At 62.8% G+C, this 26,145-nt stretch carries 21 protein-coding genes; 10 read left to right on the top strand and 11 right to left on the bottom strand.

Going from position 1 to position 26,145, the window contains the following annotated elements; all coding sequences use genetic code 11:
* Positions 1-250: 250 nt before the first annotated feature.
* From QCE79_RS19460 to QCE79_RS19440, 5 genes are all read right to left on the bottom strand, one after another.
* On the bottom strand, positions 251-799 hold the full coding sequence (locus tag QCE79_RS19460; RefSeq protein WP_309847038.1) for a hypothetical protein: 549 nt from the start codon (positions 797-799) through the stop codon (positions 251-253).
* A complete protein-coding gene (locus QCE79_RS19455) occupies positions 778-1,683 on the bottom strand; it encodes an AAA family ATPase (RefSeq protein WP_309847035.1) in 906 nt (301 codons plus the stop codon). The genes QCE79_RS19460 and QCE79_RS19455 overlap by 22 nt, the downstream gene beginning before the upstream one ends.
* 69 nt (positions 1,684-1,752) lie before the next feature.
* Positions 1,753-3,867: an EAL domain-containing protein gene (locus tag QCE79_RS19450; protein ID WP_309847032.1), complete on the bottom strand. Its 2,115-nt coding sequence runs from the start codon at positions 3,865-3,867 to the stop codon at positions 1,753-1,755.
* 118 nt (positions 3,868-3,985) lie between these two features.
* Positions 3,986-5,266, bottom strand: a complete 1,281-nt coding sequence (gene cls, locus QCE79_RS19445) for a cardiolipin synthase (protein ID WP_244830842.1) — start codon at positions 5,264-5,266, stop codon at positions 3,986-3,988.
* A 57-nt stretch (positions 5,267-5,323) separates the two neighbouring features.
* Positions 5,324-6,076 carry a DUF4410 domain-containing protein gene (locus tag QCE79_RS19440; RefSeq protein WP_309847029.1) on the bottom strand — a complete coding sequence of 251 codons (753 nt, stop codon included), beginning with the start codon at positions 6,074-6,076 and terminating at the stop codon, positions 5,324-5,326.
* A 324-nt stretch (positions 6,077-6,400) separates the two neighbouring features.
* Here QCE79_RS19440 and QCE79_RS19435 point away from each other — a divergent pair, with 324 nt between their 5' ends.
* Positions 6,401-7,189 carry an SDR family NAD(P)-dependent oxidoreductase gene (locus tag QCE79_RS19435; protein WP_250469309.1) on the top strand — a complete coding sequence of 263 codons (789 nt, stop codon included), beginning with the start codon at positions 6,401-6,403 and terminating at the stop codon, positions 7,187-7,189.
* On the opposite strand, the gene QCE79_RS19430 is transcribed toward QCE79_RS19435, so the two are convergent.
* The 3 genes from QCE79_RS19430 to QCE79_RS19420 form a co-directional block, all read right to left on the bottom strand.
* The gene (locus QCE79_RS19430) at positions 7,186-8,619 is read right to left on the bottom strand and encodes a UdgX family uracil-DNA binding protein (protein ID WP_309847025.1); all 1,434 of its coding nucleotides are present in this window, start codon (positions 8,617-8,619) and stop codon (positions 7,186-7,188) included. The genes QCE79_RS19435 and QCE79_RS19430 overlap by 4 nt on opposite strands.
* Positions 8,620-8,626: 7 nt before the next feature.
* Entirely contained in the window at positions 8,627-9,838 is a 1,212-nt protein-coding gene (locus QCE79_RS19425; RefSeq protein ID WP_244830846.1) for a putative DNA modification/repair radical SAM protein, read from the bottom strand.
* 77 nt (positions 9,839-9,915) lie between these two features.
* Complete coding sequence (locus QCE79_RS19420) at positions 9,916-10,275, bottom strand: DUF3140 domain-containing protein (protein ID WP_250469307.1); 360 nt, start codon at positions 10,273-10,275, stop codon at positions 9,916-9,918.
* Between QCE79_RS19420 and QCE79_RS19415 the strand changes: the two genes are divergently transcribed.
* Positions 10,274-10,600 carry a hypothetical protein gene (locus tag QCE79_RS19415; protein WP_404989388.1) on the top strand — a complete coding sequence of 109 codons (327 nt, stop codon included), beginning with the start codon at positions 10,274-10,276 and terminating at the stop codon, positions 10,598-10,600. The two genes, QCE79_RS19420 and QCE79_RS19415, sit on opposite strands and share 2 nt — an antisense overlap.
* Before the next feature lie 144 nt (positions 10,601-10,744).
* Positions 10,745-11,047: a hypothetical protein gene (locus tag QCE79_RS19410; RefSeq protein ID WP_309847023.1), complete on the top strand. Its 303-nt coding sequence runs from the start codon at positions 10,745-10,747 to the stop codon at positions 11,045-11,047.
* A 70-nt stretch (positions 11,048-11,117) separates the two neighbouring features.
* Here the strand turns inward: QCE79_RS19410 and QCE79_RS19405 are convergent, their stop codons facing one another.
* Complete coding sequence (locus QCE79_RS19405) at positions 11,118-12,068, bottom strand: aldose 1-epimerase (protein WP_309847021.1); 951 nt, start codon at positions 12,066-12,068, stop codon at positions 11,118-11,120.
* The gene (locus QCE79_RS19400) at positions 12,065-12,850 is read right to left on the bottom strand and encodes a phytanoyl-CoA dioxygenase family protein (protein ID WP_309847018.1); all 786 of its coding nucleotides are present in this window, start codon (positions 12,848-12,850) and stop codon (positions 12,065-12,067) included. The genes QCE79_RS19405 and QCE79_RS19400 overlap by 4 nt, the downstream gene beginning before the upstream one ends.
* A gap of 190 nt (positions 12,851-13,040) precedes the next feature.
* Here QCE79_RS19400 and QCE79_RS19395 point away from each other — a divergent pair, with 190 nt between their 5' ends.
* The 5 genes from QCE79_RS19395 to QCE79_RS19375 all read left to right on the top strand — a co-directional run bounded on the left by QCE79_RS19395 (position 13,041) and on the right by QCE79_RS19375 (position 18,825).
* Positions 13,041-14,141, top strand: a complete 1,101-nt coding sequence (locus QCE79_RS19395) for a LacI family DNA-binding transcriptional regulator (protein ID WP_244830852.1) — start codon at positions 13,041-13,043, stop codon at positions 14,139-14,141.
* 105 nt (positions 14,142-14,246) lie between these two features.
* On the top strand, positions 14,247-15,254 hold the full coding sequence (locus QCE79_RS19390) for an ABC transporter substrate-binding protein (RefSeq protein ID WP_244830853.1): 1,008 nt from the start codon (positions 14,247-14,249) through the stop codon (positions 15,252-15,254).
* A 70-nt stretch (positions 15,255-15,324) separates the two neighbouring features.
* Complete coding sequence (locus tag QCE79_RS19385) at positions 15,325-16,881, top strand: sugar ABC transporter ATP-binding protein (RefSeq protein WP_309847014.1); 1,557 nt, start codon at positions 15,325-15,327, stop codon at positions 16,879-16,881.
* Between the two features lie 62 nt (positions 16,882-16,943).
* The gene (locus QCE79_RS19380) at positions 16,944-17,861 is read left to right on the top strand and encodes an ABC transporter permease (RefSeq protein WP_244831005.1); all 918 of its coding nucleotides are present in this window, start codon (positions 16,944-16,946) and stop codon (positions 17,859-17,861) included.
* A gap of 7 nt (positions 17,862-17,868) precedes the next feature.
* Positions 17,869-18,825 carry an ABC transporter permease gene (locus QCE79_RS19375; RefSeq protein WP_250469299.1) on the top strand — a complete coding sequence of 319 codons (957 nt, stop codon included), beginning with the start codon at positions 17,869-17,871 and terminating at the stop codon, positions 18,823-18,825.
* A gap of 252 nt (positions 18,826-19,077) precedes the next feature.
* Here QCE79_RS19375 and QCE79_RS19370 read toward each other — a convergent pair whose 3' ends face one another.
* Complete coding sequence (locus QCE79_RS19370) at positions 19,078-20,022, bottom strand: tetratricopeptide repeat protein (RefSeq protein WP_309847013.1); 945 nt, start codon at positions 20,020-20,022, stop codon at positions 19,078-19,080.
* 224 nt (positions 20,023-20,246) lie between these two features.
* On the opposite strand from QCE79_RS19370, the gene QCE79_RS19365 reads away from it, so the two are divergent.
* Positions 20,247-21,035 carry a substrate-binding domain-containing protein gene (locus QCE79_RS19365; RefSeq protein ID WP_309847011.1) on the top strand — a complete coding sequence of 263 codons (789 nt, stop codon included), beginning with the start codon at positions 20,247-20,249 and terminating at the stop codon, positions 21,033-21,035.
* A 224-nt stretch (positions 21,036-21,259) separates the two neighbouring features.
* Positions 21,260-26,137 carry a response regulator gene (locus QCE79_RS19360; protein ID WP_309847010.1) on the top strand — a complete coding sequence of 1,626 codons (4,878 nt, stop codon included), beginning with the start codon at positions 21,260-21,262 and terminating at the stop codon, positions 26,135-26,137.
* Positions 26,138-26,145: the final 8 nt, after the last annotated feature.

Below are 26,145 nucleotides of genomic sequence, written 5' to 3'. Positions count from 1 at the left end.
ATCCAGCAGACCTTCCGGAAGGGCAGGCAGCGGCCCTCGGGCCGCTGCCTGAGAAGCGACGGTGCGTTTCTTCTTCATCGGCATATCCATGACTTTTACCTCTCATAATATGCCTCGCCCACAGAATTACGGATAGGTCCATTGCCACCGCTGCCCTAATTGTGCGAGCGATAGGCGGGCCGCTACAAATGGCCCCTCATCGTTCTGAAGGACTACCGCTTTCTATTTTCCCAGAACCCACGCGTCGGCGTCAGACATCCATACCATCTAACGATCCGCTAACGCCCCGCGGCTCACGCCCGATAAACGCCGCGCCTCGATTCCTCCTGACCTCCAGCGCATCGGCGATAAACTCTGCCAGCCTTCCGACATCTTTCCATCTCGAAGCCCTTCGCGCCGCATCCATATCTTCGCGCCGAATGATCGCCCTAAGCGTATCCACCGCGAGTGAACGCAGCCATATGCGCAAGCCTTCATCGCCGAGCTTGGCAAACTCCTTATGCACATCGGGCAAGGGGGTTTTCGGCGAGCGCGCACGCAAAGTCGGAACCGCATCCGCATCCGCAGCCGCAGCATAGGCAGGAACCGCAGACGCAACCTCGGCTGCAACCTGAATCGGACTTGGAACCGCCGCAGGAACCTGCACTGCAGTCGGAGCCGCAGCCGCCTCCACCTCCTGCCCTACCGAAACCAACACCGCCCCTAGTCTCACCGCAAACCCAGGATAAACCGCCTCCTCCTCCACCACCACCCGGGCAAGCCGCATCAACAACTTCCTCAATGGCATCGTGCTTCGCATAGCGCCCATATCTCCAAGGTAAGCTCGTGCAAAGCCTCATAGGCTTCGATGCCATACTTGCTTTTCAGCGTGCGCAGCCCCGCGTCCGCATCACCGCCTCGCGCGACGTCTACCGCCAGCGGAATTCTGCTCTTGAAAAAGCGCGGCTGCGGCACGCCCTCTTCCGAGAACTTGCCCAGTCGTCCATGGAACAAGTCCTCCATCACGCGCGCGTGCAGGTTGTTCCTCTGCACCTTGGTCGCGACGATCCCAAGCGGCTCGAGCACGCGCCCAAAGCGCGCACCAAAGCTCCGTACGTTTTGCACGATCTGGTAAATGCCCCAAGTCGAAACGATGTCCGGTATCGTCGGAATCAAATAGCCCGTGGAAATGCGCAAGCCGTTCTTCGTGACGGAACCAAGACTCGGCGGACAATCGATAATCACATACTCGTAACGCTCAAGCACCGGCTCCAGCGCCTGACGCAAGACATCGAGCGGACTAATCAGAAAACCGGGGTTGTGCGAGATCATCGCAATGCGCTCTTCGAAGTCGATCAACCGGATGCTCGAAGGCAAGAGATCGAGCCGCGCAATGCCGCCATCGACCGTGGAAACGCCGCGCACGATCGCCTTCTCTATATCGAACTTCGGCTTCCGATGCAGGTTGATCTTGTCCTCGAACAACTGCGCGATGGTTTGCCCTTCGCGATCGAGTTCGTCCCAACGCTTTTCGGAGATGAGATTGATGGTTGCGTTCGTCTGCGGATCGAGGTCGATCAGCAACACGCGCTTGCGCAACTCGTGCGCAAGCATTTCGGCGACGGCCACCGCCGTCGTGGTCTTTCCCACGCCGCCCTTGAGATTGATAAAGTTCAATACATGCGGCAAGTTACTTCTGTACATCGACATCTCGCTCCAGCACTAGCTTCGTCGGAGAGAGATGTATGGATCGCTATGAAACGCCCGGCGCGCTTATCCCGTAATTAAGCCAGACGCCGATGCGCCATTTACCGCATCATCGGTCCTCGCGTTCGAGGGAGCCAGCAACTCGCCAAACGCATCCGCCGAAAGCGGTCGCGCCAGCAAGAAGCCTTGCATTTCATCGCACATCAAGTCTTGCAGGCGATTCAATTGCGATCCCGTCTCGACGCCTTCCGCGACCACATCCATGTCCAGCGAATGCGCGAGCGCAATGATCGCCGATACGATCGCGCGCCCTTCGTGGCCATTCTCGTCCAGCCCGTTGGTAAAGAACCGGTCGATCTTCAATTGCTTCGCACGAAACCGCTGCAGATACGCGAGACTCGAATAACCCGTGCCGAAATCGTCGATGGCGATTTCGAAACCATTGTCCTGAAACGCGCGAATCATCTCGATGGTGCGCGGCGCGTCCTGCATGGCGACGGTCTCGGTGATCTCGAACATGATCTGGTCGCTCGGCACGCTCTCTTCACGCACGATTCGCATCACGTTCGCCACGAGGTCCACTTCGTTCATCTGACGCGGCGACAAGTTGATGGCCACCTTCACCGCCGGCCGCCCCTCGGCACGCCAGCGCGCGATATGTCGGCAAGTCTCGCGCACGACCCAGTAGCCGATCTGCACGATCTGCCCCGAGCGCTCCGCAATCGGAATGAATTCGAGCGGCGTCAGTACGCCGATCACGGGATGATCCAGCCGGATGAGCGCTTCCGCGCCCGCCAGCGTACCGTTGGCGCCGCGAAACTTCGGCTGGAACAGCAAATAAAAGTGTCCCGCGTTCAATGCCTCGTGCAACGCCTGCTGAATCTGCAAGGTCCGGACGGCGGCTTCGTTCATGCTCGCCTCGAAGAAGCGATAGGTGCTGCGCCCGCCGCGTTTCGCTTCGTACATGGCGATATCCGCGTGCTTGAGCAAGGCATCGACCGTGTCGCCGTCCTGCGGATAAAGCGCAATGCCGATGCTCGGCATTACCTGCAAGGTATGTTTCGCGACCATCAGCCCCTGACGCATGGATTCGAGCACGCGCTCGGCCATCTTTTCGGCATCGGCGGGCTCGGGAAGGTTTTCCAGCATCACGACGAATTCGTCGCCGCCGATGCGCGCCACCGTATCGCCACCACGCACGCATTGTTGCAGACGCCGGCCGAAAGCCTTCAGCACTTCATCGCCGATGGAGTGGCCGAGCGAATCGTTGATCGTCTTGAAGCCGTCGAGGTCCATGAAGAGAATGGCGAAGCCGTTGCCGCCCGACTGCGCGCTCTTGATTGCGCGCTCGATGCGCTCGGTGATCGTGCTGCGATTCGGCAAATCGGTCAGCGTGTCGAAGGTCGCCATGCGCACGATCTGTCCGTTCAGCCGCGAGACGGAGCCGGCGAGGAACGCGGTGCGCGCATCGAGGCGCGACAACACCAGCGTGATGATCAGAATGGTGAGCGTAAAGAGCACGACGGTAGTCGCGAGCCAGTGTGTATCGACATCGTTGGCCGCGCCGCAGATCGAACCCGGCGCGAACTCGGCCGCCGCATTGCCGGTGTAATGCATGCCCGTGATGGCGATACCCATCACCAGCGCCGCCGCCGCGCGCTTGGTCAGCACGTGCGACTTGTTCGCGTCAGACAAGGTCCGCGCAATCCACAACGCCGCGCCCGAAGCCACGATGGCGATCACGATCGACGCCGCGAACAGCGTCGGGTCGTAGACGATCGCGGGCAGCATGCGCATGGCGGCATCGCCCGTATAGTGCATGGCCGCGATGCCCGCGCCCATCATCACGCTGCTGACCACGAGCCGTCGCGCCGTGAGCTTTGCGCCGGTGATCACGTAGAGCGCGAAGAAAGATGTCAGGACGGCGATGACCAGCGATCCCGTGGTGATCCAGAAGTCGTAGCCGAGCGGAATCGGCAACTGGAACGCCAGCACGCCGATGAAATGCATCGACCAGATGCCGAGGCCCATGGACGCCGCGCCGCCTGCGAGCCAGACGTGGCGCAGGCGCGACTGCCCAAGCATGGCGAGGCGGCCCGAAATGTCGAGCGCGGTGAAGGAGGCAAGCGTCGCGACGATCAAGGATGCCGCGACCAGCCATAAGTTATAGGTGCCGTGCATGTCCGGGCCGATGTCGAAGACTCAATAGTGTGAGCGTCTTATCGGCGCGGTATCGCGCTTCTTTAGTGTGCGGCTGCAATTAGTTCCGCACGCAACTTTTGTCCAGGTAAGAAGCGCTTCAAAGTTGCGAATCGAGAAGCGCGGCCACGCGTTCGAGCACGCGTTCACGCAAGGACCGATGTTGCCAGTCTTCCAGCGTGATGCGTTTGGCTCGGGTCACGTCGTCGTCGAAGATAGCGGTCTGCTGGGCCGCGAAGTCGCGGTCGTAGATGTTGAGATTGGCTTCGTCGTTGAGCTTGAAAGACCGGCTGTCGAAGTTGGTCGACCCGACCGACACGAGATATTCGTCGACCACGATCAGCTTGCAGTGGAACATGGTCGGCTGATATTCGTACATCTCCACGCCCGCCGCGAGCAGGTCGCCCCAGCAGGCGCGCGAGGCTTCGCGCACCGTGTGTGTATCGATCCGCTTGCCCGGCGTGATGATACGCACGCGCACGCCGCGCTTCGCCGCTTCCACGATGGCGTTGATCGTCAGCTTGTCCGGCACGAAATACGCACTCGACAGATGGATCGACGTCGTGGCGGCGGTGATCGCCATGAGATACATGAGTTGCATGTCGTCGCTGCCGCCCGAGGGCGATGAGCTGAACATGTGCGCGAGGCCGTCGCCCGCGGGCGCGATCTCGGGAAAGTAGTCGCCGCCGTGCAGCACGTTGCCCGTGGCCTTGACCCAATTGTCCATGAAGACCGCCTGCATCTGTCCCACCGCCGGGCCGGTTATCCTGAAGTGCGTGTCGCGCCAATGCTTCTCGTCCTGAGCGTGTCCGGTCCATTCCTCGGCAATGCCGACGCCGCCCGTGTAGCCCGTATGACCGTCGATCACGAGCAACTTGCGGTGCGTACGGTCGTTCATGCGGCCAAGACCGGTCCAGTGCGGCTTGTGATACTGAATGACCTCCGCGCCCGCGTCCTTGAGCATCTGCAAGTAGCGCTTGTCCATCTTCGAGGAGCCGACCCAGTCGAGCAGCACGTGTACCGCGACGCCGGAGCGCGCTTTCTCCGCGAGCGCGGCGGCCACCTCTTCGCCTATCTTGCCCGACCAGTAGATGAACGTTTCGAAGGTAATGGTTTTCTTCGCCCCGCGAATGCCCGCGAGCATAGACGGGAAAATCTGATCGCCGTTGACGAGCATCTCGAAGCAGTTGCCATCCACGACGGGCGGGCCGAGCAACAGTCCCATCGAGCGGAGGAATTGCGGGTCGTCGCTCGCGTAGAGCCGCTCGATCTTGTGTTCGATCTTCTTTTCGCCGCTCGTCAGATTCGCGATCAGCAGCACGATGACCACGGTCACGACGACGGTCAGGACAATCACAGCAATCAGGGCAAGCGCCGGCATGCGGGGGTCTCGGTGAAGGAACTGGCGTCCGGGACCCACAGTGTATTGGGTTTTTGTTCAACCGCTAAATGCCGTCCAGCCTGCTTCCCGGCTCACCTTGGCGATTTCCTTGGCGATGGCGTCGCCCAGGCGCTTTTCATCGGACGATACATCCGCGTGCTTCGTCTCCGATACCGCGTGCATGCCGCCCGATACCGCGAGCGAACTCGCCACATGGCCCGCCGCCGCGCCGACGCCCGCCATTTCCGCGACGCCCGGTGCGTGGCCGCTGTCGCCCTTGGCATCGAACTGTTCGATGACTTGCGGCGCGCCGTGCGCCGGCTTGAAGACGAGTTGCACGTTCGCGCCCACCTGGCTTTCGCCCGCGCCGAGTCCGATCAGGACGCGCCGGCGGCGATTGCCCGCATCGATCGTGCTGAAGTCGCCGACCACGGCGAGCACGTTTTGATCGTCCGGCGGCGCGACGTCGGCGCGAATGGCGCGCAGACCCTGCGCTTGCAGCTTCGCGACGATTTCGTTGGCCACTTCCTCACGCGCGGCCGTGGCGTCCTGCGCTTGCTGTGCGGCGGAAGTGTCGCCCGAGAACGCGCTAGAGAGCTTCGACGCGAGACCATGTTGATCGAGCTTGACTTGGGACGCGTCGCTATGGAAAGCGTAGACGTAGATCACGTCGGGGCGTGCGACGGTCTGCGCGTTTGCGTTCGCACAACCGGCCATTAGCGCCGCTCCGGCAAACAGGCTTGCCACCGTCACGCGGCGAGCCAGCTTCAGCAGCGAGTGGAGCGAAGGGGTCTTGATCGAGTCGAACATGATGTGCACCTTTTATGCCGGCCGCGCCGGAAAGCAAAAATTCGGGGATATCGGACCGTATAACCGCGATCCTGGCTGTGCGTGATACGGCGCTTGGGTTCACTCGTTACCGCGATGTCTGCGTCACGCTGGTCGCCACTATGGACGATGCCCGCCGCGTGCGCCATCGAGCATTTATGTCGCGAGGTTTCACGTCTTTCGCGGCCTTCGCGGCCCGCGCCGGCGCACCGCTTGTGCAGAGGTGCACCACTTCTGGTTACCATGACCGCCAGGCGTCGCGCGAGGTGGCGCGCCGCATCCACGAATCGTTTTCAAGGAGCGCATATGGACCTCAAGATCGCCGGCAAGCTGGCATTCGTATCCGGATCGACCAAGGGCATCGGGCACGCCATCGCGGTGGGACTCGCGCGCGAAGGCGTGCAGGTGATCCTCAATGGCCGCTCGCAGGCTTCCGTCGATGCCGCCCTCGCCAAGCTCAAGGAGCAGGCGCCGGGCGCACAGGCCGAGGGTTTCGCGGGCGACGTATCGGATGCCGCTCAGGTCGCGGAACTCGTGAAGCGCTTCCCGAGTGTCGATATTCTCGTGAACAACATGGGCATCTTCGATCCCAAACCCTTCGAAGAAATTTCCGATGAAGAATGGCTGCGCTTCTTCAACGCCAACGTGATGTCGGGCGTGCGGCTTTCGCGCGCCTATCTGCCGAAGATGAAGGAGAAAAACTGGGGCCGCGTGGTGTTCATCAGCAGCGAGAGCGGTATTCAGATTCCCGTCGAGATGATTCACTACGGGTTGACCAAGACCGCGCAGTTGGCGCTGTCACGCGGTCTCGCCGAGACGTGTTCGGGCACGAACGTGACGGTCAATTCGGTCTTGCCCGGTCCGACGAGTTCGGAAGGCGTCACGGAATTCGCGGAGAAGCTCTCGGGCGGAAAGAGCCTGAAGGACTTCGAAAAGCAGTTCTTCGAAGAAGCCCGGCCGACCTCGATTCTCAAGCGCTTCATCACGCCCGAGGAGATTGCGAACACGGTCGTGTATGTGTGCTCGGAACTGTCTTCGGCGACCAACGGAGCGGCGGTTCGCGCGGATGGCGGCGTCGTGAAGTCGGCGTTTTAGCGCGACGCGTTCACTTCGGCGGCCTTTTCGAGCGCACTGACGATAGCCGCAACGGTTTTCTCGCGCGCGGCTTCGTCGTTCTGCCGCAGCGCATACGAAGGGTGATACGTGGCGACGATGAACTTGTCGCCATACGGCACCACGCGGCCGATATGCGCCTGCAAGGTCGCCCGCTTGCCGAGCAAGGCAGTCAGCGCCGTGGCCCCGAGCGTGACGATCACGCGCGCGCCGGTCTCCTGAAGCTCCTTGTCGAGCCAGTACGAACACGCTTCGATTTCCTGCTGCCCGGGCGTCTTGTGCAAGCGCCGCTTGCCGCGCGGCTCCCATTTGAAATGCTTGACCGCATTCGTGAGATAGACCTGCTCGCGCGGAAGCTGCGCGCGGCGCATGGCGTCGTCGAGTAACTGCCCTGCCGGGCCGACGAACGGTTCGCCCTTCAAATCTTCCTGATCGCCCGGTTGCTCGCCGAGCAGCATGATGCGCGCGTCGGCCGGGCCGCTGCCGGGTACGGCTTGGGTCGCGTGCTTCCACAGCGAACAGCGGCGGCATTCATCGAGCGATGTAGGCGCGTCGCGTTCGGGTTGCGCGGCGTCGGCTTCGACCTGCACCGCCTTGCCGCCGAGTGCGCCGACGCTGCGCGCCTGGCCGACACGCCGCGCGCCGCCGCGCGCATCGCTCACGAGCTTGGGAATGAGCGCGCCTTCGGGCAAACCTTTCCAGAACCGCACCGGCATATGCTGTTCGAGCGCGTTCTCGTTCAGCCGCGCCGGGTTGAAGATGCTGCGGTAGTAGGTCATCCAGAGCGCCTCGGCGGCGTCGGCTGCGTCGTTCGCGTGATCGGCGGCGAGCGCGCGGCGGCGCTCCAGTTGCAGGCGCTCGCCGTTGAAGAGCGCGGCGCCATCGGGCGTGGTGATGAGCCACGACGAGCGTCCCATGCGCGCCGCGAAGTGTTCGGCGGCCCAAGCGAGCACGTCGTGATCCGGCTCGTACCATGCGACGTACTCGGGCGCGCCGAGCGCCTCGTCGCGCTGCCGGAAACGCACGTAGGCGATCATGTCGTGCTGCGCGCGCCGCACGGCCTTGGCCATCTTGTAAAGCCGCGCGCCGTCTTCATCCGCGGGCGATGCCACCGAACGGTCGCCATGCGTCCAGCGCCATAGCACGAGATAGAGGAAGCTCCAGCGGCGTTCGTCGCGAAAGCAGGCTGCGTCTTTGAGCAACGCCGCCAGTTCCTTCGAAACGCGGATCTGTGCGGGCTTCACCTCGAAAGCGGCGGCGTCTTCAACGACGTCGCCGAACAGCGCAGGCGCTTGCGCCGCGCCTTCGGCCGTGCGCCATTCGATCGATTCGGGCGCGCGCTCTTTTGCCAGCGCGATGAGCGCCGCGCTCCGCCAGGAGTCGAAGTCGTCGTCTATCTCGATGACGTGCATGATCCGCTCAGATGAGCGACAACTGCACGGGCTCGGTCGCGAGCGAACGCCGCAACTGCTCCGTCGACGCTTCGCGCAACGGCGGCCGATAATCGTCCGTCACGATGAACGGTTTCACCTTGTCCATTGCGCAACGCAGCCGCGCGACATCGTGATACCGCACGCGCCGCGAACGGCGCAACTCGACGATACGCTTGGCATTACGCATGCCGATGCCCGGCACTCGCGAGATCATGCGCACGGGCGCGGCGTTCAGATCCACCGGAAAGCGTTCGCGATGCGACAGCGCCCAGGCGAGCTTAGGATCGATATCGAGCGAGAGGTTACCGGCCGTTCCGAGCAATTCCTGCGCTTCGAAGCCGTAGCCGCGCATCAGAAAATCCGCCTGATACAGCCGATGCTCGCGCAACAATGGCGGCGCCTGCGACGGCACACCCGACGGGCTGTCGGGGATAGGGCTAAAGGCCGAGTAATAGACGCGCTTGAGTTGATAAGAACCGTACAGCGTTTCCGCCGTGCCGAGGATGGTGCGGTCATCGGTCTCGTCCGCGCCAACGATCATCTGCGTGCTCTGCCCGGCGGGCGCGAAACGCGGCGCGCGCGGCTCCGCTTCCGACTCTTCGCGCGCCACGCGAATGTTGCCCATCGCGAGTTTGATGGTGCGGCCGCTCTTCTCCGGCGCAAGACGTTCGAGGCTGATTTCGGTCGGCAGCTCGATGTTGACGCTCAAGCGGTCCGCATAACGCCCCGCCAGTTCGATGAGTTCCGGGTCGGCATCCGGTATGGTCTTTAGATGGATATAACCGCGAAAGCGATGCTTTTCACGCAGCGATCGCGCTACTTGCACGAGCTGATCCATCGTGTAGTTCGACGAACGGATCACACCCGAACTGAGAAACAAGCCGTCGATGTAATTGCGGCGATAAAAGTCCAGCGTGAGCTTGACGACTTCGTCCGGCGTGAAGCGGGCGCGCGGCACGTTACTCGACCGGCGGTTGATGCAGTAGCGGCAATCGTAGAGACAAAAGTTGGTCAGCAAAATCTTGAGCAGCGACACACAGCGGCCGTCCGGCGTGAAGCTATGGCAAATGCCCGAGCCCGTGCTCGCGCCGAGCCCGTCGATGCCGCGCGATTCCCGTTTCGGCGCGCCGCCGCTGGCGCACGACGCGTCGTACTTAGCGGCGTCAGCAAGAATTTCGAGCTTTTCGGACAGATCCATCTTGGCTTTTATACTGTATATACGTACAGTATTCTATGTGTGTAGGTAGCGGAAAGCAATCGACCGTTTCGGCAGGCTTATTTGAGAGGATCATGGCCCCAGTTCATCAGCGAATAGCGCCAGTGCGAGTGCTCGACATCATTCGGTCGTTGCGCGAGGTGTCGCTTGATATAGCCGACCACTTTGCGCATATGCGCGTAGTCGTCATCGCTCAGGTCGGCTTTCTTCTTGCCAAGTATGTCGATAATGTGCCGCCCCGACTTGTGTCCCACGGACTCGCTGTTGCCATCTTTCTGGCCAACTTCGCGGGATTGATCCGTCGCGAGCCACTTTTCTATCTGGTGCGGCGTCATGTTCACGAGGTCCTTGAAAGCCCCGTAGATTTGGGCTTCATCTTCGTCCGCAGGGTGTCCATGCTGCGCGTGTCGAGTGGTCATGAGCGTTCATCCGTTAAGTTCCTCGTCACGAAAGAGCAAGCCATGCACCCGGCAAGACGCCGCAAGCGTGCTAGCCTTTGTCTACTCACCTACGGAGAAATCAATGCGCTTTGATTACCGGTCCTTTCACATCGACTGCACCGCGCCACACGACGAAGACGGGAATTACCAGGCTCACGCGCGAATTACGCGCGCCTCTGAAGACGACACCGCGCATGTGGAAGTTTTCGATTCAGGCGATCTCGACTCCTTCCAGAGCCAGGCGGATGCGCTGCATTGCGCGCGCTCGTGGGCTATCGAGTGGTGTGACGAAGTGCTTGCCTAACCGCTAACCCGGTGTTCTTTCTTTCAGATGTCGACGGCTGAAAGCTGCTCGCTCGCAACGCGGCACGCCGATTGCGGTATGTAAGCAGCGACGTCGCTCCGGACACGAGGCGGCGCGCATCGAAATTCCACTCGGGAGGACATCATGAAGATTGCACAAAAAAGCTTGCTGGTATCGGCGCTGGTTCTGAGCTTGTCGGGCGCGGCATTCGCGCAGGGCGCGGGCGGCGGAGCAGGCGGCGGTGGCGGCACGGCAGGCGGTAACGGCGCGGGTCAAGGTGGCACGGGCATGAGCACACCGAACGCAAACGGCACGACGGGTTCGACCTCGGGCGCCACCGGTGGCGACACTTCCGGTTCGAACAGCAGCGGCTCGCACAAGATGGGCAAGATGAAGAAGGGCAGCTCGGGCATGTCGAACAACAGCACTGGCGGCCAGTCCAATTAAGTCGTCAACAGTTGAAAGCGCCCGGGCCTTGGTCCGGGCGCTTTCGTTTGTTCTTCATCGAATCGATGAATCAGCGCACGTCGGTCGTGAGCGAAAACGATGCCGTGATCGACTCGCCCGCTTGCAGCACGCCTCCTCCCTTCAGCGCCGGCTCGACATTCAAATTGACCCAGTCCGCGACATTGCTCACCGGCTCCACGCAAAGCAGTGAAGGAAACACGGCCGGCGCGTAGATCACCATGAAGTCCAGCGGTGCATCGGCGTGCAGCGTGACCGAGCGGCCTTCGTTCGGCCAGTCGATTGTCGCCGTGTGCTTCCAACCCGTGAAGTGGTTATCCAGATCGAAGCCGTTTGCAGACATACCTTGCGTCGAAGTCAGTGCATCGACGCTAGCATGCGGACCGGCGTGCAGCGGCAGCGGATCGGGACTTGCATGCCACATCGAGTCGACATTTGCGTGAACGAAAGTCGCTTCGGTGCGCGGAAAGTACGGGTGATGTCCCATGCCGAAGGGCATCGCTCTTGGCGAGAGATTGCGCATCTTGATCGTCACATTGAGCGCATGTGCGTCGAGCGTGATGCGCTGTTCGGCTTCGTAAGCGAACGGCCAGTGATGCGCGGCTTCTTGCGAAGGCTCGTGCCGCAAACTCAACGTCGCCTGCGCCTCCGATAACGCGCTCACTTGCCAGGGCAGCCGCCACGCATTGCCATGCAGCGCGTGCGCAAAACCGTTGCCGTCGCCGGACAGATCGATCTCCACGCCATCGAAGGCAAAGCGCGCATCGCGAATGCGGTTGCAATACGGCAGCAACGGAAAACTGCCCATGCCGAGCGGATTCCTTGAAGCGAGCGCATCCGGCGTAGCGGGCCGCAGCCAGTGAACGACGCCGTCATCGCGCGTTTCGAAGAACGCAGCTATCGCGCCGCCGATATGCGGAGCGAGTACAACACGCCGCGCGCCATGACGCAGTTCGACGAGCGCTTCACTTCCGCGGGCGTTGGAGTCTAGAGCGGCGTTCAATATGCAAACTGCCGGTAGCTTTCGTCGAAGGTGCGCGCCGTGCTTTCGACTTGCGGGTTGTAACGCAGCAAACGCTTTGCGCGAGCGGGCAAGCTGGCGAAGACATCGCGCGGCACATCGATCCGCACTTCAGGCCGGAAATACCACGCCCGGCTGTAGCCGACCACGACCATAGGCCGGGGCGCACCGGAAAGATTCGGTGTGCCGCGATGCAAGCCGCGTACATCGCGAATCATCACGTCGCCAATTCGCATTGGCACGCGTTCGGCGGGGAAGCGGCCATCGGCGAGACCGGCGAGCGCTTCTTCGCGCGACATGCGATGCGTGCCGCGCGTGGTTTCGAGCGGACCGTTGCTGTCGTCGACATCGACGAGCGGGAAGTTCACCGCTAGCTGGAACGAAGGCGTTTCCGGCGCGTCGTCGAAGAGCGCGGGCGTATCGCGATGCCAGTCCTGAAAGTCCGAACCGCGCACGGGCGTATCAGTTGCGAGCTGGCACATGACCGGATCGGCGCCGGCTACGCGCTCGACGATGGCCACGATGTCCTCATCGCAAAAAATCGATGGATCGGCAAATGCGCCTTCGAAAGGCAAGGTCACGTAATAGCGGCCTGGCCCGCGATTGCCGTCCGCTGCTTCTCTATGCGGCGCGAGCAAAGGCATGAACGCATCGCGCCAGGCTTCGATGGTTGCGCGTGGAAAGTGTTCCCGCAACAAAACGAAGCCATCGCGCTCGAAGTCCTGCGCGAGCGCATCTCTTGCGCTCTCGTCGTATCGGCCCATGCGTGTCGTCTCCTTGTTTTATGTTTGCCGAAGTAAAACCAAGAATGGCATGGGCGTAATCCGTCCGTCAATATTATTAGTAATTTTCCACGCAAAACCAGTGAAAACCCCGAGCGGCATTTCGCGGAATCATCATTAATATTAGCGGCACGCTCACGGATGAATCGCCGCCGTTACGACGGCGCGCCAGATGAAGAAAACCACCCAACGCCGCCCGACGATGACCGACATCGCGAAACTCACCGGAGTCTCGCAATCGACGGTATCGCTCGTGCTGAACAACGCGTCCGGCGCGAAGTTTTCCGACGCCACGCGCGACAAGGTGCTGCGCGCCGCGCACGAACTCGGCTATCGCATGACACAGCGCGAGCCGCTTTCGTTCGCGCCGCTGGATACGGCGGAGCGCAATTTGATCGTCTATCTGGCCGATGAAATCTCGACCAGTCCGCATCCGGTGGTGAGCATCGACGGCGCGCGCGATGCCGCCTTCGCCCACGGCCGCATGCTCGCGGTTTATTCGACGCACGGCAACGCGGAAATCGAGGCGCGCGTGCTCGACGCGACGCTCGGCAATCCGGACGTGCTCGGCGTGATCTACGCGACGGTCTACACGCGCCGCGTCACCGTGCCCGCCGCGCTCGAACAGGTGCCGACCGTGCTGCTCAACTGCTATGCGAGCGAAGCGAACGTGTCTTCGGTCGTGCCGGCGGAGGTCGCGGGCGGTCACACGGCGACGGATCATTTGCTGGCGGCGGGGCATCGGCGAATTGGTTATATCAACGGCGAACCGTGGCAAGACGCGGCGCGCGACCGGCTCAAGGGTTATCGCACGGCATTGGCGACGGCGGACCTGCCGTTTGCGCCGGAACTGGTCCGCGAAGGCGACTGGGGACCGGCCACTGGATTCGAGCAGACGCTTTCATTGATGCGCGAGGCGAATCCGCCGACGGCCATCTTCTGCGCCAACGACCTGATGGCGCTCGGTGCAATCGAAGCGCTCAAGCAACTCGGACTGCGCGTGCCCGACGATGTCTCCGTGCTCGGCTACGACGATCAGGAGATCGCGCGCCATACGCATCCGCCGCTGTCGAGCGTGGTCTTGCCCAACTACGACCTGGGTCGCTGGGCCGTGGAAACGCTACTGCAGGAAGAACACAATCGCGCGGCCGGCGCACCGGTGCGACGCCGCACCGTGAAGCTGGACGGCCCGCTCATCGAACGCGGTTCCGTCAGGGAAATTACCGAAGCAAAGCAACTAGCAATTAATAATATTAGCGATGACGAGTCATAAACCGACTACGCTCTCGCCGGAAATCAACTCTCGCAGCAGCAGACCGGGCAACACATAAGCATCGGCATCAATAGAAGAAGGCACCCATCCCTATCGGAGGAAGACATGCTGTCGCTAGAAAAGAACACTCGCCTGGGCTTGCGCCCGCTCGCCGCCACGCTTGCCGCCCTGACGCTCGCCATGGGTTTCAGCGCGGCCCATGCCGCCGACGACGGCTTGCCGAAGATCGCCAACAAGAAGCCGCTCAAGGTCGGCTTTGCGCAGACCGAGAGCAACAATCCGTGGCGGCTCGCGGAAACCAAGAGCTTCAAGGATGTCGCCGCGAAATGCGGCTGGCAGGTAGTCATGACCGACGCGAACAGTTCGGCCGCGAAGCAGGTATCGGACATTCAAAGCATGATCGCGCAGCACGTCGATCTGCTCGTGTTCCCGCCGCGCGAAGAGAAGCCGCTCGTGCCGGTCATCCTGCAGGCCAAGAAAGCCGGCATTCCGGTGATACTCGTCGATCGTAACGTCGATCAATCGACGGTGAAGGCCGGCCGCGACTACATCACGTTCATCGGTTCGGACTTCATCGATCAGGGTCAGCGCGCCGCCGACTGGCTCGTTAAGGCGACCAACGGCAAGGCGACGATCATCGAACTGGAAGGCTCGACCGGCGCCTCCGCGGCAAACGACCGCAAGAAAGGTTTCGACGATGTCATCGCGAAGAACTCAGGCATGAAGATCGTCGCGTCGCAAAGCGGCGATTTCGCGCGCGACAAGGGTCGTCAGGTCATGGAAACGCTGTTGCAGGCGCATCCGGACGTGACCGCCGTCTACGCGCATAACGACGAAATGGCGCTCGGCGCAATCGCGGCGATCAAGGCGGCCGGCAAGCAGCCGGGCAAGGACATCGTGCTCGTGACCATCGACGGCACCAAGGGCGGACTCGAAGCCATTCAGGCGGGCGAACTGGGCGCAAGCGTGCAGTCGAGTCCGTTCTTCGGCCCGCTCGCGTGCGACGTCGCGCAGAAGTTCGCGAAGGGCGAAACCATCCCGCCGTGGGTCAAGGTCTCGGACCGCTTCTACGACAAGAGCAACGTCAAGGAAAGCATGCAGTACGGGTATTGAGCGCAGTTGGCTGGTTCGCGGGCGTCTATTCACGGACGCCCGCTCTTTTCTCCGGACGAACACCGACGCCATGCCCAACGCTCCCCTCCTCGACATGCAGGACATCGACATCGCTTTCGGCGGTGTGCCCGCATTGAAGCGCGCCCGCCTCACCGTGGCGGCGGGCGAAGTGCACGCGCTCATCGGCCAGAATGGCGCAGGCAAGTCCACGCTCATCAAGATTCTCACGGGCGCGTATAGAAAGACCGCGGGCACGATTCGCTTCGATGGCCGCGAAACCGATTTCCGCACGCCCAAGGAAGCGCGTGAAGCGGGCATCAGTACGATCTATCAGGAGATCAACCTGGTGCCGTTCCGGTCCGTGGCCGAGAACATCTTTCTCGGACGCGAACCGCGCCGCTTCGGACTCATCGACTGGAAAACCGTGCAGCGGCGCGCGCATGAATTGCTCGAATCGTTCGGCCTTCACATCGACGTCAAAAAGCCCGTGCGCGAATATTCCACCGCCATTCAGCAGATGGTCGCGCTGGCGCGCGCGGTATCGTCGGATGCGAAGATGGTGATCATGGACGAATCGACTTCCTCGCTCGACGAGCGTGAAGTCGAATTGCTGTTCACGGTCGTGCGCCGCTTGCGTGACGACGGCCGCGCGGTCATCTTCGTGTCGCACCGGCTGGATGAACTCTATGCACTGTGCGACCGCGTCACGGTGATGCGCGACGGCCAGACCGTCGCCGAAAGCAGCATGCAGGAGATGGACAAGCTCAAGCTCGTCACGACCATGCTCGGCCGCACGCTTGCCGCCGTCGTGCACGAAGACGATGCCGTGAAGGAAGCGAATCTCGCCAAGCGCGGCGCGGTGGCGTTGCGCGCGCAGGGTCTCTCGGCGGGCGCGAAAGTCACCGACGTCACGCTCGATGTCCACGCGGGCGAAGCCGTCGGACTCGCCGGATTGCTCGGCTCGGGCCGCACGGAAACCATGCGCCTGTTGTTTGGCGCGGACCGTCCGTCCAACGGCACGCTCGCGGTCGACGGCGCGGAGATCGCATTCAAGTCGCCGAAAGACGCCATCGCGCGCGGCATCGCTTATCTCACCGAGGATCGCAAAGCCGAAGGCATCGTGCCGGAGCTTTCCGTGCGCGACAACCTCACGCTCGTGTGCCTGCCGGCGCTGACCAGACGCGGCGTGATCGACGTGGCCAAACAGCGCGAAATCGTCGATGGCTTCATCACCTCGCTCGGCATCAAGCTGCGCTCGCCGGATCAGCCGATCCGCGAGCTATCGGGCGGCAATCAGCAGAAGGTGCTGCTCGCGCGCTGGCTCGCGACCAACCCGCGTCTCTTGCTGCTCGACGAACCCACGCGCGGTATCGACGTCGGCGCGAAAGCCGATGTCGCGAAAATCGTGCGCGAGTTACGCGATGCGGGGCTTGCGGTGCTGCTGTCGGCATCGGAACTGGAAGAGTTGACGGCGGTGGCCGATCGCGCGGTCGTGATCCGCGACGGCGAAACGGTCGCGCAACTGGACGGCGCGCAGATGACCGGGACCTCGATCATGGATGCGATCGCTTACGGCACGGGCGAGGAATCGACATTGGCTTCGGCCGCTCAAGGAACCGAGTCGTGATAGAGAAAACCGGCGCACCTATCGTCGCGGATACCGCGCCCGCGCGGAAGAAAAAACGCGGCATGGCGATTCAACGCGAGATCGTCGTGCTCGTCGCGATGATCCTCTTCAACCTGCTCTTTACCGATCACTTCTGGTCGCTGCAGACCTTCAACGTGAACCTTACGCAGGTGGTGACGATCGTGATCGTCGGCATCGGCATGACGCTCGTGGTGGCGACAGGCGGCATCGACCTGTCCGTGGGCGCTTCGATGGCCATCTCCGGTGCGCTCGCGCCGATGCTCTTCATGAACATCGACGGGCCGGGCGGCTTGCTGCTCGCATTCACCTTGCCGATCGTGGCGGCGGCACTATGCGGCGTCTTCAACGGCTTTCTCGTGACTCGGCTGAATGTGCAGCCTATCGTCGCGACGCTCGTGCTGTTCATCGCGGGACGCGGCATTGCGCAGGTCGTCACCGATGGCAGCCTGCAGGCCTTCAACAATCCCGCGTTTCAGTGGATTGCGCTGGGCCGCGTGGCGGGCGTGCCGTTTCAGATCCTGCTCATGCTCGCGCTCGTCGCCATCTTTACGTGGATCGTGCGTAAGACGCTCTTCGGCAAATATCTGCTCGTGACGGGCGGCAACGAGGAAGCGGCGTATCTTTCCGGCATTCCTACCGCGCGCGTGAAGATGATCGCGTACACGGCGTGCGCGGCGCTCGCGGGTCTGGCCGGACTGATTTCGATCTCGGTGAATTCGTCGTCGGATGCGAACGTGGTCGGCCTCGGCGTGGAACTCGATGCCATCGCGGCCGTGGCCGTCGGCGGCACCGCGCTCACGGGCGGCAAGGCGTATATCACGGGCACGCTGATCGGCGCGCTCATCATCCAGTTGCTGCGTTATACGCTGCTTGCACACGGCATTCCGGATGCCGCCGCGCTGGTGCTGAAAGCTGCGATCATCATCGCCGCTGTGTACGTGCAGAGAAAGCGAGGCTGACGACGACATGAAGAAGAACCTCCCGATTCTCATCGCGCTCGCGGCGCTGCTCGTGCTTGGCGTCGTGCGGTACGAGCACTTTGCATCCGAATACAACGTGACGTCGTTCTGGCGCTACAACTCCATGTTCGCGCTGATTTCCATCGGCATGGCGTTCGTCATCATCACGGGCGGCATCGATCTGTCGGTGGGCGCGGTGGCCGCGCTCGCAAGCGTGGTCGCGGCGCTCGCGAGTCCGCATGGCGGCGTGGCGGCGGTGCTCGCGGGCTCGGCTGCCGGTCTCGCGGTGGGCCTGCTCAACGGGCTCGTGATCACGCATCTGCGGATACTGCCTTTCATCGTTACGCTGGCGACGAGTCTCGGCGCGCATGGCCTCGCGCTTCTGCTCGGCCATAACGATGCCGTCGCCATCTCGTCGGACACCAGCTTCGCCAACTTCGGCCAAGGCGATCTCTTCGGCTTGCCGATTCCGGGGCTCGTCGCGGCCGCGGCGGCGATTGTCGGCTGGATCGCGCTGCGCAGCTCGCGCTTCGGGCGGCATGCGCTGGCTATCGGCGGGAGCGAGGAAGCATCGCGTCTGATGGGACTGAATGTGGATCGCACACTCGTCGCCGTGTATGCCGTGAGCGGCCTGCTCGCGGGCATCGCCGGCGCGATTCTCGCGGCGCAATTCGGCGCGGGACAGCCGAACGAAGGCATCGGCTGGGAACTGTTCGCGATCTCGGCGGTGGTGCTCGGCGGCACGCGTCTGACAGGCGGCGACGGCTCTATCGCGATGACCATTGCGGGCGTCGCGCTGCTCGGCCTCGTCTTCAATCTGCTCAACTTCGAGAACGGCCTGGGCTATATCTCGTTATCGGCTTACTGGCAGTCGGTGATTCGCGGGTTGTTCCTGCTGCTCGTGATCGTGCTGCAGGCGCGGGTGCTGAACAGGAAAGCGATGGTGGCCAAGGTGGCGCGGTAGAGTTTGGATGTTGCACGAGCGTTGAAGCTTGATGAAGTCTATCGCGACGAAACGCCGCTTTAGCAAGCAGCGCCGCGCTTTGCGATCGATGCAAACGGCAAAGTGCGGACCCTTCCCCGCGAACGCGTGAAGGGTCCGGTCATGCCTGGGGCACTCTGCTCGCTGCATCGCCATGGAAAGTGGCACGGAGCAGCGAGAGGTGTTGTGGTCGGCATGCTCCTCGCAGGAACAATCGCCCGGCTTACCCAAGCGTTAGGGCGACGTCTTTTGGTTCGGCGGAGTTGCAAACACCGTTCCCGGCACAAGCGGGGCCGGTTTGAGTTGACGCGTAAGAACGAAGTCGAGCGCATCCTTCGCGCGCATGTCGTCGGGGCGAATGGCCAGCGCCTGACGCAGCGCACCTTCCGCCTCGGCGAATCGGCCGAGATTGAGCATGGCCATGCCTAAACCGATGCTCGCCTCGAAAAACGGCTGACGCCGTGCCAAAGCTTCCTTGAAGTGCGCCTCGGCCTCGGCCGGATTGAAGCGTCGTTCCGACACATTGCCCAGACCGCAACAGGCTTCCGCGGATTTGGGATCGATGTCCAGCGCACGATGAAATGCAGTGTCGGCTTCGGTTAGACGAACGGCGGCGCAAAGGACATCACCGAGCGCAAGATAGCCGGAGACCGACTGCGGCTGCGCTTCGATGGCAGCATGCGCTGCAACCTCGGCTTCCGGCAGACGCTGCCGACGGCGCAGCAGATCAGACAGCGCACAATGCGCCTGAACCATGTCCGGCTGATGATGGATAGCCTGACGAAAAGCGTCCTCGGCTTCCGACTCGCGCTTTTCGTCGCTGAGGATGCAGCCGAGCATCCAGTGCGCGAGTGAGGAATCCGGCCTGATAGCCAGCGCTTCACGGCAAAAGGATGCGGCGTCGGCGAAACGCTTTTGATCTGCCATGACAAGCGCCAGATTGACGACAATCTCGGCGGACGTGGGCTGCAAAGTCCGCGCCTCGTTCAACAACGTCTCTGCTTCGGCGAAGCGGCCAAGCTGGCGCAACACCAGCGCAAGATTGTTTTTTGCTGCAACCGAGGAAGGATTGGCCTCGATGTCTTGACGAAACTTCGCTTCGGCTTCAGCAAATGTCATCGTTACGTTTCGATCATTGTCTTCAAGCATGGTGATTATTTCTCTTGCGTAGGAAACCAAACTAATTCGATCTCAGGTAGATCTCTGTTATTTCGTCTTGCGGACGGGAGATGAGGCGTTCGCTTGATCCCTCTTCGCGAATCAAGTCGCGGCGTTGTTTCCACATTCGTACCGGTGCCCGCAAAAACGAAGGCCGAACGATAACGCATCGATTTCAGTATAGTGCAAAAAGTTATGACCAAATCCAACCTGGCCCAGCCATTGAACCACCAAACAAGCCGCCTATGAAACCACTCTCCTCAAGACTCGCCGCATTCGTTTTTATCGCTTTCGGCGCCATTGCCGCGCCTGTTTCCTCGCAAGCCGAGGAGCTTCATGTCATGAGTTCAGGAGGCTTCACCGCCGCCTATAACATCCTCGGCCCGAAGTTCACGGCCGCAACCAGCAATACGCTCGATACCCAACTCGGCCCGTCGATGGGCAAGGCGCCCGAAGCCATCCCCAATCGACTCGCGCGCGGCGAACCCGCCGATGTCGTCATCATGGTGGGCTACGCGCTCGACGATCTCATCAAGGAAGGCAAGGTCATGCCGGACTCGCGTGTCGAACTCGCCGATTCGCGCATCGGCGTATCGGTGAAAGCGGGTGCGCCGAAACCCGACATCGGCAATGTCGATGCGTTGAAGGAAACGCTGCTGCACGCAACATCGATCGCTTATTCGGACAGCGCGAGCGGCGTCTATATCCAGAACGAGATGTTCAAGAAACTCGGCATCGAAGATCAGGTGAAACCCAAGGCGAAGATGATCCCGAAGATTCCCGTGGCCTCGGTCGTCGCGGACGGTCAGTACGAACTCGGCTTCCAGCAAGTGAGCGAGCTGTTACCGGTACAAGGCGCGGATTTCGTCGGCAGGATTCCGGAGTCCGTGCAGTCCGTCACGCGTTTCGCAGCGGGCATTCCGGTTGGCTCGAAGCACCCGGAGGAGGCGCGCGCCTTGCTTCGCTACCTCGCTTCGCCGCAGGCACAAGACACCGTGCGCGCCACCGGACTCGACCCGATCGCCGCGCATTGAAGCGCAGGCAGGTGCCACGCGCCGGTTCACCTTGCGTTTGATGCGTATTTGCGAAGCAAAAACGGCGTTCCGTGCGAAAATCGAGATGCTCGCGCGAGCGCCTCCACAGGCAGGATTGGTCCGCTCAATAGTTGAAAAGCCGTTCGCTGGGCCAAGCCGGGTTGAGCCAATCCACACGCGAAACGACATGCAAAAAAGACATGCAGCGAGGAGAACCTGCGTCAATGGAAGCTGACAAGCTGATACCGGACACGCGCACCAACGCGCCCGAGCCGAGCTTTCTGCTCGGCGGCGGCGAAATGGGCGCGCTCATCCGCGCTTTCGACTGGACGCAAACCTCGCTCGGCTCGCCCGAACAATGGCCGCAGAGTCTCAAGACGGCCGTGCGCATCATGCTCACCTCGCGGCAGCCGATCTGGGTCGGCTGGGGTCCCGACCTCCTGTTCTTCTACAACGATCCTTACAAGTCGATCATCGGCGGCAAGCATCCGCAAGCGCTCGGTCAGCCGACGTCGGTGGTGTGGCGCGAAATCTGGAACGAGATCGGCCCGCTGCTCGACACCGCGCTTGCCGGCATCGAAGGAACCTTCGTCGAGCAGAAGCTGCTCATCATGGAACGCAACGGCTTCCCGGAGGAAACGTACTACACGTTCTCCTATAGCCCGATTCCGGACGATCGCGGCGGCGCGGGCGGCATCATCTGCGCCAATAGCGACGATACCCAACGCGTGCTTGGCGAACGCCAGTTGCTCGTACTGCGCGAACTGGCTGCGTCGGCCGCGAACGCGCGTTCGTGGCGCGAGGCCTGCGAACGTTCGATGAACGTGCTCGCGAACGCCGCGCGCGACATGCCTTTCGCGTTGCTCTATACAGCCGAGCCCGGCGACGAAAGCGCCACGCTCACCGGCGCATGCGGCATCGCGCCGGGCAGTGCGGCCGCGCTGGAAGTGCTGCACGCGGCGCATGCGGGCGCGTGGCCCGTTCACGAAGTGCTGCGCGACAACCAAGCGCGGCTCGTGACCAATCTGAAGGGTTTCATCGACGGACCGCTGCCCACCGGCTCGTGGAACGCCGCGCCGACGCACGCGGTGCTGCTGCCTATCGCGCCGTCGGGCGAGACCGGGCGCGCGGGCGTGCTGATCGCCGCGCTCAATCCATACCGTCTCTTCGACGAAGGCTATCGCGCGTTCCTGAACCTCGTGGGCGGCCAGATTGGCGCGGCCATCGGCGCCGCGCATGCCTATGAAGAAGAACGCCGCCGCGCCGAGGCGCTCGCCGAAATCGACCGCGCCAAGACCACCTTCTTCTCGAATATCAGCCACGAGTTCAGAACCCCGCTCACGCTGATGCTCGGCCCGCTCGAAGACCTGCTGACGAAGCCGGAGCGCGCGGGCGACGAAGTGCGTCTGCTCGAAATCACGCATCGCAATGGCTTGCGCCTGCTCAAGCTCGTCAACGCGCTGCTCGACTTTTCGCGCATCGAGGCCGGGCGTATCGAGATTCATCGGCAGACCACCGACATCGGCGCGTTCACGGCGGAGCTGGCTTCGTTGTTTCGCTCGGCCATCGAATCGGCGGGGCTGCGCTTTTACATCGACATTCCCTCGACGCCGGTGCTCGCCGACATCGATCGCGACATGTGGGAAAAAGTCGTGATGAACCTGCTGTCGAACGCGTTCAAGTTCACGTTTCGCGGCACGATCGAAGTGACGCTGCGCACGACCGCCGCGCAGCGCGTGGAGATGAGCGTGCGCGATACCGGCATCGGCATCGCGGAGGCGGAACTGGCGCGCGTGTTCGAGCGCTTTCATCGCGTGGCGGGCGCGACCGGGCGCTCGGTGGAAGGCAGCGGTATCGGCCTTGCAATGGTTCAGGAGCTCGTCAAGCTGCATGACGGCGCCATCAGCGTGCAAAGCAGTCCCGGCGAGGGCACGTGCTTTACCGTGACGCTGCCCGCCGCGCATGAACGAGTCGACGCGCAACATGCCGATACGCCGCGCGCGCAAGCCAGCAGCGGCGCGCGCAGTTATGTCGATGCCGCCTTGCGCTGGATTCCCGACGCAGGCGAACCGGCGCTCGCCCTCGACGACGAAACGCCGCTCGGCGCGGGCGCGAACGCCAGCGCATCCGCCGATGAAATCCGCGGCCGCGTGCTGGTGGTCGACGACAATGCCGACCTGCGCGAATACATGCGTCGCATGCTGGTCGCGGCGGGCCACGAAGTGAGCGTCGCGGCCGACGGCGAGAGCGCGCTCGAAGCGGCGCGCACCGGGCATCCCGAAGTGATCGTGTCGGACGTGATGATGCCGCGCCTCGACGGCTTCGGCCTCTTGAACGCGGTGCGCGCCGACGAAGCGCTGCGCGAGACACCGGTCGTGCTGCTGTCCGCGCGCGCGGGCGAGGAAGCGCGCCTGGGCGGTCTCGAGGCTGGCGCGCACGACTATCTGACTAAGCCCTTCGCCGCGCGAGAATTGCTTGCGCGAGTCGCGAGCAATCTGCGCATCGCGCGGCTGCGGCGCGCGTCCGAGGAGAACCTGCGCGAAGAGTCGCGCATGCTGGAGATTCTGAACGACGTCGGCACCACGGTCGCGGGCGAGCTCGATCTGTCGCGCGCCGTGCAGGTCGTCGTGGATGCCGCCACCGAGCTCACCGGCGCGGCCTTCGGCTCGTTCTTCTACAACCTGCTCGACGACAAGGGCGAGAGCTACACGCTCTATTCCATTTCCGGCGTGCCGAAAGACGCGTTTTCGCGCTTCCCCATGCCGCGCAACACCGCGCTCTTCGGCCCGACTTTCGCGGGCGAAGGCGTGGTGCGTTCCGACGACATCACCAAAGACCCGCGCTACGGCCAGAGCGCGCCGCATTACGGCATGCCGGAAGGTCATCTCAGCGTATGCAGCTATCTCGCCGCGCCCGTCATCTCGCGCACGGGCGAAGTGCTGGGCGGGCTGTTCTTCGGTCATCCCGAACCGGCGATGTTCAACCTGCGCGCGGAGCGGATCGTCGTGGGTATCGCCGCGCAGGCGGCTATCGCCATCGACAACGCGCGGCTCTTCCAGGCGGCGCAGGACGAGATCGCCGAGCGCACCAAGGCGCAGGCCGCGCTGCACGATCTCAACGATACGCTCGAACGCCGCGTCGCCGACGCCATCGCGGACCGCGACCGGCTGTGGGAACTGACCGAAGACCTGTTCGTCGTGACGAGCTTCGAAGGCGCGCTGTTGCGCGTGAGCCCGTCGTGGTCGACCGTGCTCGGCGTCGATCTGCAGCGCGTGCATGCGCGAACCATGCTCGACCTCGTCCATCCCGACGACGTCGAAGCGGTCGCGAGCGCGATGGAAAGTCTGCGCCAAAGCGGCGCGTCCGTGCGTTACGAGTGCCGGCACGGCTTCGTGGAAGGCGGCTGGCGCTGGATCGCGTGGACCTTGTCGATCGACCCGGCCACGCGCCGCATCCACGGCGTGGGGCGCGACGTCACCGCGGACCGCGAAACCGCCGACGCGCTGCGGCACGCCGAGGAAGCGCTGCGCATGGCGCAGAAGATGGAAGCCATCGGCAAGTTGACGGGCGGCGTCGCGCACGACTTCAACAATCTGCTGCAGGTGATCGGCGGGAATCTGCAATTGCTGGCAAAGGACGTCGCGGGCCAGGAACGCCCCGAGCAGCGCGTGAAGAGCGCGCTCGCGGGCGTGGCGCGCGGCGCGAACCTCGCCTCGCAGCTGCTTGCATTCGGCAGACGCCAGCCGCTCGCGCCGAAGGTCGTCAATCTGGGCCGCTTCGTGCGCGGTCTCGACGACATGTTCCGCCGCGCGCTAGGCGACGGCATCGAGATCGAGACGATCGTATCGGGCGGCTTGTGGAACACGCTCGTCGATCCGTTCCAGGTCGAAAACGCGCTGCTCAATCTGGCGATCAACGCGCGCGACGCGATGAACGCGCACGGCAAGCTGACCATCGAAGCGGGCAATGCATCGCTCGATGAAAACTACGCCAAGCGCCACGCCGACCTGTTGCCCGGCCAATACGTCATGGTCGCTGTTACCGATACCGGCTCGGGCATGTCGCCCGAAGTGCAGGAACGCGCGTTCGAACCGTTCTTCACCACCAAGCGCGAGGGCCAGGGCACGGGTCTCGGACTCTCGATGGTGTACGGGTTCGTGAAGCAGTCCGGCGGCCACGTGAAGGTGTACAGCGAGGAAGGACACGGCACGACGATACGCATTTATCTTCCGCGCGCGCGCCAGGAAGAAGACCTCGAAACCACGATCGACGCCGGCCCCGCGCACGGCGGCGACGAAACCATTCTCGTGGTCGAGGACGACGAAGAAGTGCGCGCAACCGTCGTCGCCATGCTTGGCGACCTCGGTTATCGCGTGCTTCGTGCAAAGGATGCGCAAAGCGCGCTGGCTATCGTCGAGAGCGGCGTGCCCGTGGACCTGCTCTTCACCGATGTCGTGATGCCCGGTCCGCTACGCAGCCCCGAACTGGCGCGAAAGGCGCGCGAACGCGTGCCGGGTATCGCGGTGCTGTTCACGTCGGGCTACACGGACAACGCCATCGTGCATGCGGGACGGCTCGATGAAGGAATCGATCTGCTGAGCAAGCCCTATATGCATGAGGCGCTCGCCCGCAAGGTGCGTCAGGTGCTCGCGGCTAGCGGCAAGGGCGCGAGTTCCAGCGCACCGCCCGCGACGGTCACCGGCAACACGGTTTCCGATGCCGCGCCCGCCGACGCCCTTTCGCACATGCGCGTGCTGTTCGTCGAAGACAACGAACTCGTGCGCGTAAGCAGCGCCGAGTTGCTACGCACGTTCGGGCTCGATCTCGTGGAAGCCGGCAGCGTCGCCGAGGCGCTCGCCCTGCTGCGCGAAGAGCGCTTCGAACTCTTGCTGACCGATGTGGATCTGGCGGGCGAATCGGGCATCGAGCTGGCCCTTGCGGCTAGCCGTGAGGCGCCCGGAATCGGCGTGGTGTTCGTCACCGGATACGACCTCGTCCTGAGCGCCGACGAACGCAAGGCCTTGCCGCGCGCGACGCAGTTGCGCAAGCCTTACGACCCGCTGGCGTTGATCGAAGCGCTGAACGCAGCGGTGATGCGTTGATCCGCTAG

It is taken from the genome of Caballeronia sp. LZ003 (genome assembly GCF_031451465.1).
Taxonomy (GTDB): domain Bacteria; phylum Pseudomonadota; class Gammaproteobacteria; order Burkholderiales; family Burkholderiaceae; genus Caballeronia.
This window is presented reverse-complemented; position numbering and strand designations above follow the sequence as displayed.

Coding starts and splice junctions, on each gene's coding strand:
- QCE79_RS19435 (WP_250469309.1), top strand. CDS start 6,401: ATGGACCTCAAGATCGCCGGCAAGCTGGCATTCGTATCCGGATCGACC.
- QCE79_RS19365 (WP_309847011.1), top strand. CDS start 20,247: ATGAAACCACTCTCCTCAAGACTCGCCGCATTCGTTTTTATCGCTTTC.
- QCE79_RS19385 (WP_309847014.1), top strand. CDS start 15,325: ATGCCCAACGCTCCCCTCCTCGACATGCAGGACATCGACATCGCTTTC.
- QCE79_RS19450 (WP_309847032.1), bottom strand. CDS start 3,867: ATGCACGGCACCTATAACTTATGGCTGGTCGCGGCATCCTTGATCGTC.
- QCE79_RS19375 (WP_250469299.1), top strand. CDS start 17,869: ATGAAGAAGAACCTCCCGATTCTCATCGCGCTCGCGGCGCTGCTCGTG.
- QCE79_RS19420 (WP_250469307.1), bottom strand. CDS start 10,275: ATGACCACTCGACACGCGCAGCATGGACACCCTGCGGACGAAGATGAA.
- QCE79_RS19360 (WP_309847010.1), top strand. CDS start 21,260: ATGGAAGCTGACAAGCTGATACCGGACACGCGCACCAACGCGCCCGAG.
- QCE79_RS19455 (WP_309847035.1), bottom strand. CDS start 1,683: ATGTACAGAAGTAACTTGCCGCATGTATTGAACTTTATCAATCTCAAG.
- QCE79_RS19400 (WP_309847018.1), bottom strand. CDS start 12,850: ATGGGCCGATACGACGAGAGCGCAAGAGATGCGCTCGCGCAGGACTTC.
- cls (WP_244830842.1), bottom strand. CDS start 5,266: ATGCCGGCGCTTGCCCTGATTGCTGTGATTGTCCTGACCGTCGTCGTG.
- QCE79_RS19425 (WP_244830846.1), bottom strand. CDS start 9,838: ATGGATCTGTCCGAAAAGCTCGAAATTCTTGCTGACGCCGCTAAGTAC.
- QCE79_RS19430 (WP_309847025.1), bottom strand. CDS start 8,619: ATGCACGTCATCGAGATAGACGACGACTTCGACTCCTGGCGGAGCGCG.
- QCE79_RS19395 (WP_244830852.1), top strand. CDS start 13,041: ATGAAGAAAACCACCCAACGCCGCCCGACGATGACCGACATCGCGAAA.
- QCE79_RS19460 (WP_309847038.1), bottom strand. CDS start 799: ATGCGAAGCACGATGCCATTGAGGAAGTTGTTGATGCGGCTTGCCCGG.
- QCE79_RS19415 (WP_404989388.1), top strand. CDS start 10,274: ATGAGCGTTCATCCGTTAAGTTCCTCGTCACGAAAGAGCAAGCCATGC.
- QCE79_RS19440 (WP_309847029.1), bottom strand. CDS start 6,076: ATGTTCGACTCGATCAAGACCCCTTCGCTCCACTCGCTGCTGAAGCTG.
- QCE79_RS19390 (WP_244830853.1), top strand. CDS start 14,247: ATGCTGTCGCTAGAAAAGAACACTCGCCTGGGCTTGCGCCCGCTCGCC.
- QCE79_RS19410 (WP_309847023.1), top strand. CDS start 10,745: ATGAAGATTGCACAAAAAAGCTTGCTGGTATCGGCGCTGGTTCTGAGC.
- QCE79_RS19380 (WP_244831005.1), top strand. CDS start 16,944: ATGGCGATTCAACGCGAGATCGTCGTGCTCGTCGCGATGATCCTCTTC.